This is a genomic window from Nitrospirillum iridis (genome assembly GCF_014205765.1).
Taxonomy (GTDB): Bacteria; Pseudomonadota; Alphaproteobacteria; order Azospirillales; family Azospirillaceae; genus Nitrospirillum; species Nitrospirillum iridis.
In genome coordinates this window covers 125375-142686 of record NZ_JACIIZ010000002.1, presented here as the reverse complement: position 1 = coordinate 142686, position 17312 = coordinate 125375, and the positions used below count along the sequence as shown (strand labels likewise).

Here is a 17312-nt window from a genome sequence, read left to right as displayed (position 1 = left end):
CGGCCCCCTTGTCAACGGTAACGGTGAGGGAAAATGAAAAGGGGGACCGTTTGGTCCCCCATCCCCACCGCGTCGGGGCGATCCCCCAGGCGCAAAGGCATTTTTGCCTGTCGGGCCAAGGCCCAACGGCTAAGTCTTAACCTCGCGCCTGCGCCTCAGCCCTTCAGTTTGGCCGCCAGGATCTCGTTGACCAGGGCGGGGTTGGCCTTGCCTTGGGTCGCCTTCATCACCTGGCCGACGAAGAAGCCGAACAGCTTGTCCTTGCCGCTGCGGAACTCCGCCACCTTGTCGGCGTTGGCCGCCATCACGGCCGCGATGGCCTGGTCGATGGCGCCGGTGTCCGTCACCTGGCGCAGGCCCTTCTCCTCCACGATCTGGGCGGCGGGCTTGCCCGTCTCCAGCATGTCGGCGAACACGTCCTTGGCGATGCGCCCGGAAATGGTGTTGTCGGCGATCAGGTCGATCAGGCCGCCCAGGTCGGCGGCGCTGATCGGCGAGTTGTCGATGTCGCGGCCCGTCTTGTTCAGGGCGCCCAGCAGATCGCCGATGACGAAGTTGGCGGCCTGCTTGGGATCGCGGCCCTTGGCCACCTCTTCATAGAAGTCGGCGCGCGACCGCTCCGCCACCAGCACGCCGGCGTCATAGATCGGCAACTTGTAGTCGGCCATGAAGCGGGCCTTCTTGTCGTCCGGCAGTTCCGGCAGGGTGCGCTCGATCTCCGCCACCCAGTCGGCATCCAGTTCCAGCGGCAGCAGATCCGGGTCGGGGAAATAGCGGTAGTCGTGCGCCTCCTCCTTGGAGCGCATGGACCGCGTCTCGCCCTTGTTCGGGTCCCACAGGCGGGTCTCCTGCACCACCACGCCGCCGTCCTCAAGCACCTCGACCTGGCGCTGGGCCTCATACTCGATGGCCTGCTGGACGTAGCGGATGGAGTTGACGTTCTTCGTCTCCGTCCGCGTGCCATAGGGCTGGCCGGGCTTGCGCACCGAGACGTTGATGTCGCAGCGCATGGAGCCTTCCTCCATGTTGCCGTCGCAGGTGCCGAGATAGCGCAGGATGGTGCGCAGCTTGCGCAGGTAGGCCGCAGCCTCCTCCGGCGTGCGCATGTCGGGTTCCGACACGATTTCCATCAGCGCCACGCCCGACCGGTTCAGGTCGATATAGGTCTTGGTCGGGTTCTGGTCGTGCAGGCTTTTGCCCGCATCCATTTCCAGGTGCAGGCGGGTGATGCCCACCTCGCGCGTGCTGCCGTCCGCCAGGTCCAGGACAATGGTGCCCTTGCCCACGATGGGCTGCTGGAACTGGCTGATCTGGTAGCCGGACGGCAAGTCGGCGTAGAAGTAGTTCTTGCGGTCGAAGACCGAGCGCAGGTTGATCTGCGCCTTCAGGCCCAGGCCGGTGCGCACCGCCTGCTCCACACAGACCTCGTTGATCACCGGCAGCATGCCGGGGAAGCCCGCGTCCACGAAGCTGACTTGGCTATTCGGCGCGGCGCCGAAGGCGGTCGCCGCCCCGCTGAACAACTTGGCCTGTGAGACGACCTGGGCATGGACCTCCAGCCCGATCACCACTTCCCATTCGCCCGTCTCGCCTGCAATCCGATAAGCCATCGTCTTCGCCATCAAGTCCAATCATGGAGAGAGGGGTTTTCATGGCCGGAATCGCGTGAAAACGCAACCGGCTTGGGCGGGGGGCAGCCCGGATGATCGCCGGCATGACCTTCCATCGCCCAGCAGACACCCGTCCAAAGTGTTGTGGAAGCCTCCCCTTTCTTCTATTTTGTCAGACAGTCTCTGAATAAAAGTTAATACATTATAAACTAAATGGTGCAAACTAATGGGTTAATACCGAAGGCCTATCCATCTCCCTTCCCCCGCCGCAGCAGGACCCCACGATGCCCCGGACCCTCAAGATCGCCCATAAGCTAGGCCTGGCCGTCCTCCTCTTCCTCATCCCCGTGGGCTATCTGCTCTACGCGCTGATCGCGCAGCAGCAGATCTCCATCGACTTCACGGCGAAGGAATTGGCGGGCACCGCCTATCTGCGGGGTCTGCAGGGCGTCCAGACGGGACTGGCCGCCGCTGAAGCCGGTGGCAAGGCCCTGGACACGGCGGCGGCGGCCGCCACGGTGCGCCAGTTGCAGGCCGCCTGGGGAGAGGACATGGACACCGCGGCCAAGGCGGATGAGGTGCTGGCGGCCCTGGGCAAGACGGGTGGCGCCAGCCGCCCCGAGACCCGCACGGCACTGCGCGCCCTGATCGCCCAGATCGGCGACAAGTCGAACCTGATCCTGGACCCGGATCTCGACAGCTTCTACGTCATGGACATCGTGGTGGTTAAGCTGCCCGAGCTGGTGGACCAGACCACGGGCCTGCGGGCGGTCACCCACCAGCCGGGGGACAACAAGGTTGACCTTCTCATGGCCCTGGGCGGGGTGAAGTCGCTGCTGGCCGGCCTCGATTCCTCGGCCACCTCGGCCTATGGCGGCAATGCCGACGGCAGCGTAAAGGCCGCCCTCGCCACCCCGGTGGGCGGCGTGCAGAAGGCCGTCGCCCTCCTCTCCACCGGCGCCGACAAGGGCGGTGTCAGCGACGGCGACACGCTTGCCGCCCTGAAATCGCAGGACGCCCTGTACGCGGTCGCGTCGGCGGAGTTGGAGCGGTTGCTGCGGGCCCGAATCCAGGGGTTCAAGGCCACGCAGGTCCGCGTGCTGCTGATCAGCCTGGCGCTGTTCGCCGTGGGCAGCGCCGCCGTTTACCTGGTGGTGAGCCGCTTCGTCATCCGCCCCTTGAGCAGCCTTACCGCCGCCATGGGCCACCTGGCGCAAGGACGGTTGGACACGGGAATCCCCCATGCGGACAAGGGTGACGAGGTCGGGGCCATGGCCCGCGCCCTGGCGGTGTTCAAGGAGAACGCCATACGGAACCGCGACCTTGAGGCGGCTCAGGCGGTGGAGGCGGAGCGGCGTCTGCGCCGGCAGCAGGCCCTGGAAACCTTGACCAAGGACTTCCAGATGCTGATCAGCGCGGAATTGCGCAGCGTCGCCGCCGCCGCCACCGAGCTGGAGGCGACCGCCGCGTCGCTGTCCAGCCAGGCCGACCAGACGGCAAGCCGGACCGAAGCCGCTGACGACAGCGCCCAGCGCGCCACCGCAAACACGCAGACGGTCGCCGCGGCGACCGAGGAACTGGCCGCCAGCAGTTCGGAAATCGGCTCCCAGGCGGAGCGCACCGCCGCCACCACCCGGACGGCGGTGGAGGAAACGGAACGGGCCCGCCAGGTGGTCGACGAACTGGCCCATGTCGCGGAAAGCGTGAATGAGGTCGTGCGCTTCATTCAGACCATCGCGGCGCAAACCAACCTGCTGGCGCTGAACGCCACCATCGAGGCCGCGCGGGCTGGCGAGGCCGGCAAGGGCTTCGCCGTGGTCGCCAACGAGGTCAAAGGCCTCGCCAGCCAGACAGCCCAGGCGACGGACGACATCCAGATGAAGGTCAGCGGCGTGAAGGCCGCCGCCGACAGCGCCATCGCCATCATCAGCCGCATCACCTCCACCATCGCCGTTGTCGACGACAATTCCGGCGCCATCGCCGCCGCGGTCAGTCAGCAAAGCGCGGCCACCGGCGAGATCAGCCGCAACGTGGCCGAGGCCGCGGCCCGCACCCAGGAGGTGACATCCTCCCTCGTGTTGGTCCGGGACAGCGCGGAGTTCACCAAGGTGGCGTCGACCCAGCTGCTGGCGGCGGCCAATGAACTGTCCCAGCAGTCCGAACATCTGCGCACGGAGGTGGAGGAGTTCCTGACGGCCATGCAGACGGCCGAAGACCGGCGCCGCTTTGAACGCCATGACCTTGACCGTCCGGTGACGCTGGCCCCGCTGGGCCAGCCCGCGACAGCGAGGGGCCACCGCCTGCTCAACATCGGCCAGGGTGGCTGCGCCATCAGCGGCTCCCCGGTCGCCGCCCCGGGCCGTGACGTGGAGATCACGGTGGATGGCATCCGTCTCGTCGGCAGGGTCATCAGCCAGGATGCGCAAGGCACGCGCGTGCAGTTCCGCCTGAACGACAGCATGGCCCAGGCCGTGGATGATCTCGTCGCGCGCCACAGGGCGGCCTGACCACAAATCCGGCGGCTGGGACGCGAGACGGAACACGTTTTACAGCAAACAGGCCGGGCCGGGGCCGCCGGCCGCGATGGCCAAAAGCATAGCCTTGCCAGAAGGGGTATGCGGGTAACCCCTTATTCAGATATTGCCCTTAGTCCTGGGGATGAAAAACATGTGAGCCCAGGATGAGTCCTCAGAATTCGCCAGCGGCCGCCCCGGGAAATAATGCTTACCCAAGCCTCGGGGGCTGGCTGTCGACAATACGGTCGCGGATCACCCGCGCCGTCGCCATGCCCATTCTTCTACCGTTGCTGGTGCTGACGGTGAGTCTGGCAGGCGCCGCCACCGCCACCTGGTTCACCACCCGTCACAATCGGGCCGTCGCCGCCGACCGTCTGACGGTCCATGCCGGCGAGTTGACGGAGGATTTGCGGCAACGCCTGACCTTGTACCGATACGGCCTGCACGCCGCCCAGGGCGCCCTGGTCGTGGCTGGCCCGGAAGCGCTGACGGCGGAGCGGTTCCGCCGCTACAGCGAAACCTGGTCGCTGGAAACCGAATACCCTGGGGCCCTGGGCTTCGGCCTCATCCGCCGCGTGGCCGCCGTGGATGAGGCCGCCTTTGTCGAGGCGGAGCGTCGGAACGGCCGTCCCGGCTTCCAGGTGCGACAGTTGGCACCCCATGACGGTGAACGGGCCATCATCCAGTTCATCGAACCGGACGCGGACAACGCCGCCGCCCTGGGCCTCGATATCGCGTCCGAGCCGGCGCGCCGCGCGGCCGCCCGTGACGCCATGCTGTCGGGCGAACCCCGCCTGACGGCACCCGTCACCCTTGTGCAGAAGACCGACGGACGGACGCCGGGCTTCCTGTTGTTGCTCCCCATCTATCGCCGGGGCGCCGAAACCACCACACCGGCGGAGCGCGAAGCGGCCGCCCTGGGATGGAGCTATGTGCCCTTCGCCATCGACAGGATGCTGGCCGATTCCGAACTGATGCGTCCGGATATCGGCTTCACCCTGAGCGACGTGACCGACGCGGCCGACCCCGCCCCCTTCTACAGCTCGCCCGAAGAGGCCGGGGTATTGATCCAAGGGTTGGCGAGGGAAGAGACGCTCTCCCTCTTCGGTCGCCTCTGGCTGGTCCGCTTCCACGCCACGCCCGTGTTCCTGCGGTCGCTGAACCTGATGCCGCCATGGGTACCCGCGGCCCGCCTTCTCGTCGGCGGCGTGCTGTTGGCCCTGCTGCTGCGTCTGCACCTCATGAATCTGGCACGCCATCTGGAGGCCAGCCGCGAAAAGGCCAACCAGGCGGACATCCTGGAAGCGGAGGTCAAGACCCGTACGGCCGAACTGGCGGAACGTGAAGCGCGCTTCAAGACGCTCACCGAACTGTCGACGGACTGGTATTGGGAGACGGACGCCGACGGGCGCTTCACCGCCATATCCCAGGGCGTCGCCCGCCTGGGGCTCGACCAGACAGCGGTGATCGGCAAAACCCGGCGGGCGTTGGCGGCCGATCCGGATGACCCGCGCCTGGACGAGTATGAGGGGCATATCCGGAACGGGCGGCCCTTCCGGGACCTCGGCTATGACCTGATGGGACATGACGGGCGGCTGCGCCACATCGTCATCAGCGGCGCCCCCGTGGTCGACCCTGGCGGCGCCTGTGTCGGCTTCCGCGGTTCCGGACGGGATGTCACGGAGCAGTTGCGCGCCCAGGACGCGCTCCGCGCCAGCCAGCGCTTCATCCGCGCCGTCGCCGACGATATCCCCGGCTTGGTCGGCTATTGGGACGCGGAGGAGCGCTGCCGCTTCGCCAACCGGCGGTATCTGGAGTATTTCGGCAGGCCTGCGGAGGAGGTCATGGGCCGCAGCCTGCGCTCCCTGCTGGGCGAGGAGATGTACGGCGCCAACCTCCCGCACATCGAGGCGGCGCTGCGCGGCGAAACGCAGCGCTTCGAGCGCGCCATGATCAAGGCTGACGGCAGCCATAGCGATATCTGGATCAACTACATGCCTGATATCGATCACGGCGGCCACGTCCAGGGCTTCTGCGTGCTGGCGACCGACGTCACCCCGCTGAAACGGGCGGAGCGTGAATTGCGGGCCACCTCATCCCGTCTGGCGCTGGCCACCCAGGCCAGCGGCATCGCCATTTGGGAATATGACGTCAACACGGCCCGCATGGCGTGGGACGAGCAGATGTTCCGCCTCTACGGCGCGCGCCCTGGCGATACCGAGGTTTTCGCCGTCTGGCGGGCTCAGTGCGTGCCGGAGGACCAGCCGCGGGTTCAATCGGAATTCCGCCGCGTGGCCCGTGGTGAGGGGGATCTGGACATCGAATTCCGCATCCGCCACCCCGACGGCGGTCTGCGACAGGTCAAGGCCGCGTCGATCACCGAACGGGATGCCGATGGCCGGCCGCTGCGCATCATCGGGGTGAATTGGGACGTCACGGAGATGCGCGGCCGCGAGGCGGCCTTGGTCGCCGCCCAGGCCGCCGCCGAAGGGGCCAGCCGCGCCAAGACGGATTTCCTGGCCAACATGAGCCATGAAATCCGCACCCCCATGAACGCCATCCTGGGCCTGACCCAGCTTATGGCGGGGTCGGAGCTGTCTGACCAGCAGCGGGACTTCGTCACCAAGATCGCGACCGCCGGCCGCGGCCTTCTCGCCCTGATCAACGACATCCTGGATTTTTCCAAGGTCGAGGCGGGGCGGATGGAACTGGAAAACGCCGAGTTCCATCTGCCGGGCCTGCTGGACGGAATGGTGTCGCTGATGCAGGTCAACGCCAGCGAACGGGGCCTGCGCCTGACGGCCAAGGTGCTGCCGGGGACGCCCGCCGCCGTGATCGGTGACCACCTGCGCCTGCAGCAGGTGCTGCTCAACCTGCTGGGCAACGCGCTGAAGTTCACCCACAGCGGTGGCGTGGCCCTGCGGGTCCGGCAGGACGGCTGGCATGCGGACGGCCGGGCGCTCCTGCGCTTTTCCGTCGCCGATACCGGCATCGGCATCGCCGACGACGCGATCCCGGCGCTGTTCAGCGCCTTCACCCAAGCGGACAGTTCGACCACCCGCCGTTATGGTGGGACCGGCCTGGGCCTCGCGATCTGCAAGCGGCTGGTCACCCTGATGGGCGGTGAGATCGGGGCGGAAAGCCGGCCGGGCCAAGGCAGCACCTTTTGGTTCACGGTCCCCGTCGAGGTCGCGACGAGCGCAACGCCACCGGCACAGGACCCGCCCCCCACACCGCCGGCCAAAAAGCGGCCGGGCGCGAAACGCCTCGACGATGTCCGCGTGTTGATCGTCGAAGACAACGCCATCAACCAGGATGTCAGCACGCTCATCCTGCAATCCGAGGGGGCGTCGGTGACCCTGGCGGCCGACGGCCGCCAGGCCTTGGAGCTGCTGGGCGCGGAGCCGCCGCCGGTCGACATCGTGCTGATGGACATGCAGATGCCGGTGATGGACGGGTATGAGGCCACGCGCCAGATACGCCAGAACCTGGGCCTGCGGACCCTGCCGGTGGTGGCGCTGACAGCGGGCGTCCTGGATGCCGAGCGGCGGCGCGCCTACACCGCCGGCATCACCGACTTCATGACCAAGCCGTTCGATATTGATCAGATGGTCGCCACCATCCGGCGCTATGTGCCCGTCCCCGCCGAACACGAGACGCATCCGCCCCGGTCGCCGGTCGACATCGACAGCTTCCGCGACGTCGTGCCCGGCATAGACGGCCGGCTGGCGGCACTCGGGGTGAACGGCGACCGGGCGCTGTTCGACACCATGCTGCATCGCTTCGTGGTGGAGTTCAGCGGCGCCGCCCCCCGTATCCGCCAGGCCGTGGAGAGCGAAAAGCCGGAGGATGCCGCCCACAGCCTGCACACCCTGCGGGGCACGGCCGCGCAACTTGCCGCCACCGAGGTGGCCGCCGCCGCCGGCGTGGCGGAACAGGCGCTGCGCCGGAAGGACTGGGTCGCCTGGGACGCCGACATGGCCACGCTGACCACCGCGCTGGACGCGCTGACCCGGGTGGTGCTGGCCGATGGCCCGCCCCCCGCCCCCCACCCTGTGGGAGAGCCGCTCGACAGGGCGGCCCTCCCAGGCTGATCGGGCGACGGCAGCGAGGCCCTGGTCAGACCCGGTGGATGGGGTCAGACCTGCTGGATGGCCGACAGCAGCCAGTGGCCGCCATCCGCCCGCACGAAGGTCCACAGTTCCTGGACCTCTTCCGGGCGGTGTTCATCGCCCTCGACCACGCGGCCCGTGGCCTCGTTCACCGTCCAGTCGCGGGCGCGCCAGCGCAGCAGCGCGGTGCAGTAGGTGCGCCCCTCCTCCTGCCAGCTTTCCACCACGTCGCCCTTCACCAGTTGGACGTCCGCCACCTGGTTGCGGATGCCGCGGCTCTGGTTCTCCGTCATCTCCTCGCCGTAATAGGACAGCATTTCCGGCGTCAGGTGGCGGCGCAATGCCGTCAGGTCACCCCGGCTCCAGCCATCCATGATGCCGGTCAGGATCTGCTCGAACGCCGACAAATCCTGGCCCTGCATCTGCACGCCGATGGCGGGCACCGGTGCGGGCGGCGGCATGGCCCCCCCCTGGCCATAGGAGGAACCGAAGGGTGTCGCCTGATAGGGCGGCTCCTGCGGCTGGTACAGCTCATAGGTCATGCCCGAATTCGTGGCGGGGCGTGGGCCGCCCAGGGCCATGCGCACCAGGCGCCAGATCATCCAGGCGATGCCCAGCATGATCAGGATACGCAGAAAGCCACCGAACGCCCCGCCGGAGCCGCTGCCGTAGTCACCGCCCGCGCCGTAGCCATGGTGACCAAAGAACGAGTTGTACAGGCTGGCGCCCAGGAAGCCGCCCATCATGCCCGACAGGAAGGGATGGCGCTGGGTGAAGCTGGGCTGGGCGAACCCGGGCTGGGCGAACGGCTGCTGGAAGCCGGGGCGCGGCTGATAGGCCGGCGCCGCCGGGGCGGCGGCCGGCGGCGGCGTGATGCTGCGCTGGATGGGCTGCCCCGTCACCGACGGCGTGGCGGGCGTGGTGTAGGTCCGGCTGCCGCGGCTGCCGGAGCTGGAACTGCGGCCCGGGCGGGCGTCGGCGGCCAAGGGCGCCAAGGCCAAGGCCACCGCCAGGACGGCGGCGACCGCACGCGAACCAAACCGACCGAACATTCTCTCTCCCCCTTGAAATGCGGGGCCCACCTCCGGCCCCACCCTAATGTGGGCCCGGAAGACAATTTTGCGAGGGCCAGTGTCGCACGGCAAGGCCATACCGCTTTTCCACCCGCCGCGACAGATGGGACCTTTGCCCTGGGGCCGCCCTCATGCCTAGACTGCATCCAGGCGGGCTGGGCGTCGCGGGGAGGCGCCTGACCGCACCGATAATGAAACCAAAGGGTAAAACGGGGGTTCCTTCTCATGCCCGCACCGAAATGGAAGCTGGCGGCCCTGCTGGCCGGCACGGCCATGGTCCTGCTGACCACGCACATGGCCATCACCAGCCGGCCGGCCAACGCCGGCGACAAGCCGGCCGCCGACCAGGCCAAGGCCGACGACAAAGGGGACAAGGCCAGTGGCGACAAGGCCAACGGCGACAAAGACTGGACGCCCAAGCACTTCACCGTCGAGCGCAGCGGCACCTTCAACGGCAAGCGCGTGGATTATCAGGTGCTGGCCGGCGAAACCCATCTGGTGAACGACAAGGAGGAGGATGCGGCCACCGTCTTCTCCACCGCCTATGTGAAGAAGGGCGTGAAGGACCCGACCCAGCGCCCTATCATCTTCCTGTTCAACGGCGGCCCCGGTTCCGCCAGCCTGTGGCTGCACATGGGCGCCTGGGGCCCCAAACGGGTGGACGTGCCCAGCGACGCCACCAGCGCCGGCAGCCCGCCCTATCCCCTGAAGGACAACCCGCAAAGCCTGCTGGACGTGGCCGACCTGGTGTTCATCGACCCGGTGGGCACCGGCTACAGCCGCCTGCTGCCCAAGGGGGAGGAGAAGGACTATTACGGGGTGAAGCAGGACGCCCATTCCATCGCGCAGTTCATGCGCAAATGGCTGACGGAGCACAAACGCTGGAACTCCCCCGTCTTCATCGGCGGCGAGAGCTATGGCGGCATGCGCATCGGCGCCCTGTTGCCCGAACTGCTGGAGAACGGCGCGCCCGTGGGCCTGAACGGCCTGATCGTCGTTTCCGGCGCCGTCGACTACGGCGCGTTCGAATTCAACCGCGGCAACGACCTGCCCTACCCCGCCTTCCTGCCCACATACGCCGCCGTCGCCTGGTATCACAAGAAGATCGCCGACACCGCCATGGGCTTCGACGCCTTCATGAATCAGGTGCGCAAGTTCGCGGTGGAGGAATATCCGGTGGCCCTGCTGAAGGGCAACCGCATGAGCCCGGCCGAGCGCAAGGGCGTGATCGACAAGCTGGCCCGCTTCACCGGCCTGTCGCCTGCCTACCTGGACCGCACCAACCTGCGCATCCGCGACGTGCGCTTCGCCAAGGAACTGCTGCGCGACCAGGGCAAGGTCGTCGGCATCTATGACGGCCGCTATACCGGGCAGGAGTATGATTCGGCCGGTGACGCGGCGGAGAGCGACCCTTCCGGCTATGGCGTGGGTGCGGCCTTCGCCACCACGCTGCAGAGCTATCTGCTGAGCGACCTGAACATCAAGATGGATCGGGAATACCGGACCAGCGGCGACGTGGGCAAGAACTGGGACTGGAAGACCTGGGGGGATGAGGGCGGCGGCTACGCCAACGTGGCGCCCTGGTATGGTGACGCCATGCGCCAGAACCCAAAGCTGAAGGTGTTCATGGCCGGCGGCTGGTACGACATCTGCGTGCCCTTCTTCTCCAACGAGAACGCCATGAACGCCAACGGCGTGCCCACCGACCGCGTGACCTTCAGCTATTACGAGGCCGGGCACATGATGTACCTGAACCGCTCAGCCTTGGATAAGCTGACCGACGACGTCCGCCATTTCGTGAAGGCGGCGGCGCCGGGGGCGACGGAGTAAGACCGGAACCGGCGGGGCGGCGCTGACCGCCCCGCCGACCCATGCTTTTTTTCGTCCGGCTACCGCACAGGGGGGCTCACCGCTTTTCGAAACGCACGGTAAGAATAGCGAGGACAAAAAGCATCCCGGTGACGTCGCCCCGCCAGCATTCCCGGGCGGCGTTCAGATGCGCGAACCGCCGTTGGCGCATTCTTGAAGCGGCCGTCTCAACACGCAACGCGAACAGAGTGAAAATGCAGGAAAGGTCGCCGGCCGCTGATCGAATTCGTGAAAGCGCTTCCGGACAAGGCCGCCTGTTGGGATCAAGGGGCGAATTTTGAGTCTTTTACAGATCGACGAAGACGGTTTTCAAGAAGCCGTGCTCGCCAGCAAAGGGGCACTGCTGCTCGATTTATGGGCGGATTGGTGCGCGCCGTGCCACGCCTTGACACCGATACTTGAACGCTTGGCCCAGGCGTACGATCAATTGATCACGGTTGCGCAACTGGACATCGACACTAATAAATCCCTCAAGGATCGCCTGTCGGTCCGCGGTATTCCAGCCCTGTTGCTGTTCAAGGATGGCGCCGAAGTCGCGCGGCTCACCGGACCCCAATCCTATGGCAAGCTGGTCGCCTGGCTGGACGCCAATGGTGTGGCACCGCCCGATGGCCACGCCAAATCGGTTCAGCATGAAGCGGAGTGGCGCGCCTTCCACGGCGATACGGAACTGAAGCGTTTTTTTTTCGACAGGGTTTTGGCCCACGCCAAGGCCGGCGAAATCACCATCGCCCGCATGTCTTATTGGGGGCCCAAGGGGGGCACGATCTCCGCGGCCTTCATGCGGCAGGTGAAGCCATCCGTTTTCGAGCGGGCCACGGGGCTGCCCATTTCGCTGGGCCTGGCGCTGGAGTTCGCCAGGGTGACCACCGCCGAGCAGGTGGGGCGGGTGTTCGACGTCATCCCGCCTGGCGCCAATCTGGCCGACGTCGCCCCACGACTGATGCTGGCCTGGCTGGGCGCCCCGGACAACCTGACCCCGGCCTACCTCGACGATCCCCGTCTCGACACGATCCGCATGGACTGGGCGCGGCATCTGCGGGCGGCATTGGCGGGGGGAACGGTCGCCCCCGCCATATGGGCAGACCTGCGGTCGCGGGCGACGGAATTCCTTAAAGATTTCGCGCAAGACCGCACGGTGCCGCGGCATGTCGCCATGATGCTGGCCAACCTCTCACCGCCACCGCAACCGGATGACGGAGGCGAGTGGGCGGCGATTCTTCTGCTTACGGGCGTCTATACGATACTGTCCCGATCCGAGTTCGAGGCGGGCTACACGCACTATCATCTTAACCTGGAGGACGTGCGGCATCAGTTTTGCGTGAAGGTCGCCAATGGACGGCCCCCCACTCCCGAGGTCATCGCGGAAATCCACCACAAATGGGAGACTGAGCATGCGGACTTGGAAAAAATCCTCCGGGAGATGAATGAATTTATGTGTGCGAATACGTCTGCGGAAACCAACCGCCTCACTCCGATGCTTATCGCATCCATCGAAGACGCTCTTTCCGCCTGAGGCGGGTCACAGTTCAGGGTTTGGCCGGGACCAGTATGGACGGTTTCATGCCCTTGCCAACCTCCTGGTGAACGTCTGGCAAGGGCAACCGCAATGCAGGCCTAGGCCACCGCCTCCCGCGGCCGGGTGACCAGGAAGGACAGGACCAGCGCCGCCGCCAGCAGCACGGCGGCCAGCAGGAAGGTCGATCCGTGCGGCAGCATGGCGAAGGGTCCCACGCTGTTGGCCAGCACGCTGGTGAACAGCAGGGGGCCGATCATGCCGGTGACACCGCGGATGCTGACCAGCGTGCCCTGCAGCAGCCCCTGCTCCGTCGCCGACACCCGGGCCGACATCAGGCTTTGCGCCGACGGCCCCACCATGCCCCACAGCGCCACCAGGGGGATGCCACAGAGGAACCCCGCCCCCACGGGCGAGGCGCCGAAGACGGCGAAACCGCACACCCCAGCCACCAGGCCCACCATCATGGTGCGGCGCGCGCCCAGGCGCTTGACCACGCGCCCCACCAGGCCGCCCTGCACCAGCGTGCTGCACACGCCCACCCCCGCCAACGTCAGGCCCACCGTCTCCGGGCCCCAGCCATAGCGATCGTTGACGTAGATGACGAAGGTGTTGTTCAGCACCTCATGCGCCAGATAGTAGAGCCAGACCACCCCGCCCAGGCCCAGCAGGCCCGGCGCGCCGCGCAGCAGGGCGAAGGCGCCCAGCGGGTTGGCCCGCCGCCAGGAGAAGGCGGCGCGGCGGTCGGCCGGCAATGATTCCGGCAGGACGAACAGGCCATAGCAGGCGTTCAGCAGGCTGAGCCCCCCCGCCACCCAGAATGGCAGACGCGGGCTCACCGCCCCCAACAGGCCGCCAGCCGCCGGCCCGACGATGAAGCCCAGGCCGAAGGCGGCGCCCAGCATGCCGAAGGCGCCGGCCCGCTTCTCCGCCGGGGTGACGTCAGCGATGTAGGCCGAGGCGGTGGTGAAGCTGGCGGCGGTGATGCCGGAAAGGATGCGCCCCACCACCAGCCAGCTCAGGGTCGGCGCCACGGCCATCAGCAGGTAGTCGGCGCCCAGGCCGAAGCAGGACACCAACAGGATGGGCCGCCGGCCGAAGCGGTCGGACAGCGCGCCGATGAGGGGGGAGAACAGGAACTGCATGGCGGCGAACAGGGTGCCGAACACGCCCACCATGTGCGCCGCCCGGGCATTGTCGCCGCCGACAAAGCCCTTCACCAAGTCGGGCAGGACCGGAATGATGATGCCCAGCGCCAAGACGTCCATGAGCGCGGTGATGAAGACGAAGGCCAGCGCGGCGCGGCGCGGCGTGGGGGATGCGGTCATTGTCAGGCCCAGACTTGAGGCCCGGCGTTGCGGGCACCGGGATAAGGAAGGTCGTTGTCTCGCGGGTCCTACCCTTAATCCTTTTGCGCGGCGGCGGGGAGTCCTGAAACACCCCGGGGGACACTATGTCCGGTGGCCTGTCCGGCGGGCGCTAAGCACTGGCCTTCGCCGCCCCGCTACCCTTATGGTGCCTGCCGGTCACCCCCTGTTGGTCCCCCCCCCCTTCCGATAAACGAGGACGAACGATGCGTCATGTCACCTGTGTTCTGGATGCCCAGGCCCAACTGGGGGAATGCCCGCGTTGGGACGCGGGGGGACGGGACGCGGGGGGGCGGGATGCGGGGACGGGCGTGCTCTACTGGGTGGACATTCCGGCCAAAACCCTGCACCGCTTCGATCCCAGCAGCGGGCAGGACGTGCAGCGCGGCTTCAGCCAGCCGGCGGCCTGCCTGGCCCGCCACGGCGCCCACGGTTTCGCCCTGGGCATGAAGGACGGCTTCGCCCTGCTCTCCGATTTCGGTGCCGAGCCGGAGCCCCTGGGCGCCCAGGTGGAGGAGACACGGCCGGACAACCGCTTCAACGATGGGCGTTGCGACCGGCTGGGACGCTTCTGGTCCGGCACCCTGGACGGCACCAAGCAACACCGGAACGGCACCTTGTACCGCCTGGGCATCGACGGCGTGGTGACGGAAATGGCCACGGGCTTCCTGACCAGCAACGGCATCGCCTTCTCGCCCGATGACCGGACCTTCTACCTGGCGGACACGCCCAACCACGTCATCCACGCTTACGATTTCGACCTGGCGTCAGGCCGCATCGCCAACCAGCGTGTCTTCCACCAGTTCCCCCACGGCCTGGGGCGGCCAGACGGCGCCTCGGTGGACGCGGAGGGCTGTTACTGGACGGCGCTCTATGACGGGGGCCGGGTGGTGCGCCTGTCGCCGGCGGGTGAAATCCTGGAGGAGGTGGCCATCCCCGCCCGCCTCTGCACCATGATCGCCTTCGGCGGCCCGGACCTGAAGACCGCCTACGTCACCACCGCCCGCCAGAAGCTGGATGATGAGGAACTGGCCCGCCATCCGCAGTCCGGCGGCATCTTCAGCTTCCGCGTCGACGTGCCGGGTCTGGCGGAGCACAAATACGGCGGATGACGCCAGGGCAGGCTGGTCGTGCGGCTATCAGAGCGACCGGCCGCCGAGACGTTTTATGAAATCCTGATCGGGATGCGTGTCGGCGTCCGCCGACACGGCGGGGGACGGGCGTTCATGCCTGCCTTCCAGGCGGCTTATGAACAGCCGCGCCGGATCATCCAGGGGCTGGGCCTGGGATGACGGGACCTCCCGTCGCGCGGCAGGTTCCTGTTTTCCCGCCAGCGACGCGATGAAGGCTGCCGCCGGATCCTCATCCGGCGCGGCCAGCGCCGTACCGGACATAACTCCGAACAGGACCAAGGCCGTGACCGGGGCACGCAACATTCCATGGACCGAGGCGAACATCATCTGTCTCCGGGGATGCGCCGAACGCCGCTCGCACAGGGGCGCAACAGGCGATCGGCTGCTGAAACGAACCCGCACCGTTATGGGCGGCTGCAGCTTCAAACTGCACCTTCAAGATATGTGACGAGTGATGAATTATCAATATCGTCACTCGTCAAATTCACGGATGCCCGCCATGCCGTTGGAGCAGCTCGCCGACAGGTTTATCTGTTGAAATGGATCGTTTCGGCCCCATGAGGGCACTGGTGAAAGGTGATCCAGGGAGGGGATAGGTTGGCATGGCCAGCCTGCGGGAGCCCTGTCACGGCCCCCGCGGCGCGGCGCGGACTTCACCAGGATCGGCGGCGGGAAGGAAAGCCCCGACCGCCCATGACCTCAATCATCCCCCGCAGCGCTCTCCGTCGCCGGCTTCAGCGGGTGGGTGTGGTGGCCGCTCATCTCTGCACCCGCGTCCGGGTCCAGGCGGATGAAGTAGAATAGCGAGGCCAGGCCGATGACCATGATGGTCAGGAACGCCACCATGAAATCGTATGGCTCCAGCTTGGCGCCCCCGTGGGTGGCGAGCGTGGTGTGCAGCAGCAGGGCGCCGGCGGCCACGCCCATGCCCAAGGACACCTGCTGCACCATGGATGACAGGCTGGTGGCGGCACTCATGCGGCTGGGCGGGATGTCGGCGAAGGCCAGCGTGTTGAGACCCGTGAACTGCAGCGAGCGGAAGAAGCCCCCGACCAGCAGCACCACCAGGATCAGGGCGATCGGCGTGTCCGGCCGGAACAGGCCGATGGCACCCGTCAGCAGGGCCGACACCACGCTGTTGACCACCAGCGCCTGGCGGAAACCATAGCGCCGCAGGATGGGACCGGCCGTCATCTTCATGACCAACGCGCCGGCGGCGGTGGCGAAGGTCAGCAGGCCGGAGACGAAGGCCGTCATGCCGAATCCCACCTGCAGCATCAACGGCAGCAGGAAGGGGATGGCGCCCATGCAGATGCGGAAGAGGGAGCCGCCCAGCACGCTGATGCGGAAGGTGGCGGTCTTCAGCAGATCCAGGTCGACCAGCGGATGGGGATGGCGGCGGGAATGGCGCACGGCCACCGCCCCCACCAGCACGCCGAAAGCCAGCAGGGCGGGCGCCACGCGCCAGTCCAGGCCGTCGCGGCCGATACACTCGAACCCCGCCATCAGGGCCGCCAGCGCCACCCCGGAATTGACGAAGCCCCAGCCGTCCAGCTTGCCCACCGATTCCTCCCGGTGGTCGGCGATATAGCGCCAGGAGAGGTAAAGGCCCAGCAGGCCGATGGGAATGTTGATGAAGAAAATCCAGCGCCAGGACAGGTATGTCGTCAGCAGGCCGCCAATGGGCGGGCCGATCAGCGGGCCAACCATGGCCGGTGTCGTCAGGTAGTTCATGGCGCGGACCAGCTGGTCCTTGGGCACCGTGCGCAACAGCACCAGGCGGCCCACCGGCACCATCATGGCGCCGCCGACGCCCTGCACCAGGCGGGCCAACGCCAGTTGAGGCAGGGATTGGCTGAGCCCGCAGGCGATGGAGCCCAGGGTGAACAGGACGATGGCGGCGCGGAAGACGCGGCTGGACCCGAAGCGGTCGGCCACCCAGCCACTGATGGGGATGAAAACCGCCAAGCTCAGGATATAGGCGGTGATGGCCAGGCTGAGATGGATGGGACTGACGCCCAGGCTTTCACCCATGGCCGGCAAGGCCGTGGCCAGCACGGTCGCGTCCAGGTTCTCCATGAACAGGGCGCACGATATGATGAGCGCGACGAGCATC

10 protein-coding genes are annotated in these 17312 nt (G+C 67.2%); 5 read left to right on the top strand and 5 right to left on the bottom strand.

Features of this window, described 5'->3' with window-relative positions; translation table 11 throughout:
- Nucleotides 1–155 precede the first annotated feature (155 nt).
- On the bottom strand, nucleotides 156–1610 hold the full coding sequence (gatB, locus tag FHS74_RS03585; protein WP_184798241.1) for an Asp-tRNA(Asn)/Glu-tRNA(Gln) amidotransferase subunit GatB: 1455 nt from the start codon (nucleotides 1608–1610) through the stop codon (nucleotides 156–158).
- Between the two features lie 284 nt (nucleotides 1611–1894).
- Here gatB and FHS74_RS03580 point away from each other — a divergent pair, with 284 nt between their 5' ends.
- A complete protein-coding gene (locus FHS74_RS03580) occupies nucleotides 1895–4117 on the top strand; it encodes a methyl-accepting chemotaxis protein (RefSeq protein WP_184797543.1) in 2223 nt (740 codons plus the stop codon).
- A gap of 278 nt (nucleotides 4118–4395) precedes the next feature.
- Entirely contained in the window at nucleotides 4396–8220 is a 3825-nt protein-coding gene (locus FHS74_RS03575; protein ID WP_184797541.1) for a CHASE domain-containing protein, read from the top strand.
- A 44-nt stretch (nucleotides 8221–8264) separates the two neighbouring features.
- Here FHS74_RS03575 and FHS74_RS03570 read toward each other — a convergent pair whose 3' ends face one another.
- Nucleotides 8265–9290: a TIM44-like domain-containing protein gene (locus tag FHS74_RS03570; protein WP_184797539.1), complete on the bottom strand. Its 1026-nt coding sequence runs from the start codon at nucleotides 9288–9290 to the stop codon at nucleotides 8265–8267.
- Between the two features lie 246 nt (nucleotides 9291–9536).
- On the opposite strand from FHS74_RS03570, the gene FHS74_RS03565 reads away from it, so the two are divergent.
- Nucleotides 9537–11141, top strand: coding sequence for a S10 family peptidase (locus tag FHS74_RS03565; protein WP_246462895.1), 1605 nt, complete (start codon nucleotides 9537–9539; stop codon nucleotides 11139–11141).
- A gap of 316 nt (nucleotides 11142–11457) precedes the next feature.
- A complete protein-coding gene (locus FHS74_RS03560; protein WP_184797537.1) occupies nucleotides 11458–12696 on the top strand; it encodes a thioredoxin family protein in 1239 nt (412 codons plus the stop codon).
- A gap of 101 nt (nucleotides 12697–12797) precedes the next feature.
- On the opposite strand, the gene FHS74_RS03555 is transcribed toward FHS74_RS03560, so the two are convergent.
- The gene (locus tag FHS74_RS03555) at nucleotides 12798–14024 is read right to left on the bottom strand and encodes a TCR/Tet family MFS transporter (protein ID WP_184797535.1); all 1227 of its coding nucleotides are present in this window, start codon (nucleotides 14022–14024) and stop codon (nucleotides 12798–12800) included.
- Between the two features lie 245 nt (nucleotides 14025–14269).
- Between FHS74_RS03555 and FHS74_RS03550 the strand changes: the two genes are divergently transcribed.
- On the top strand, nucleotides 14270–15175 hold the full coding sequence (locus FHS74_RS03550; RefSeq protein ID WP_184797533.1) for an SMP-30/gluconolactonase/LRE family protein: 906 nt from the start codon (nucleotides 14270–14272) through the stop codon (nucleotides 15173–15175).
- A gap of 27 nt (nucleotides 15176–15202) precedes the next feature.
- Here the strand turns inward: FHS74_RS03550 and FHS74_RS03545 are convergent, their stop codons facing one another.
- On the bottom strand, nucleotides 15203–15622 hold the full coding sequence (locus tag FHS74_RS03545; protein ID WP_211106087.1) for a hypothetical protein: 420 nt from the start codon (nucleotides 15620–15622) through the stop codon (nucleotides 15203–15205).
- Between the two features lie 273 nt (nucleotides 15623–15895).
- Entirely contained in the window at nucleotides 15896–17311 is a 1416-nt protein-coding gene (locus FHS74_RS03540) for a DHA2 family efflux MFS transporter permease subunit (protein ID WP_184798237.1), read from the bottom strand.
- Nucleotide 17312 lies beyond the last annotated feature (1 nt).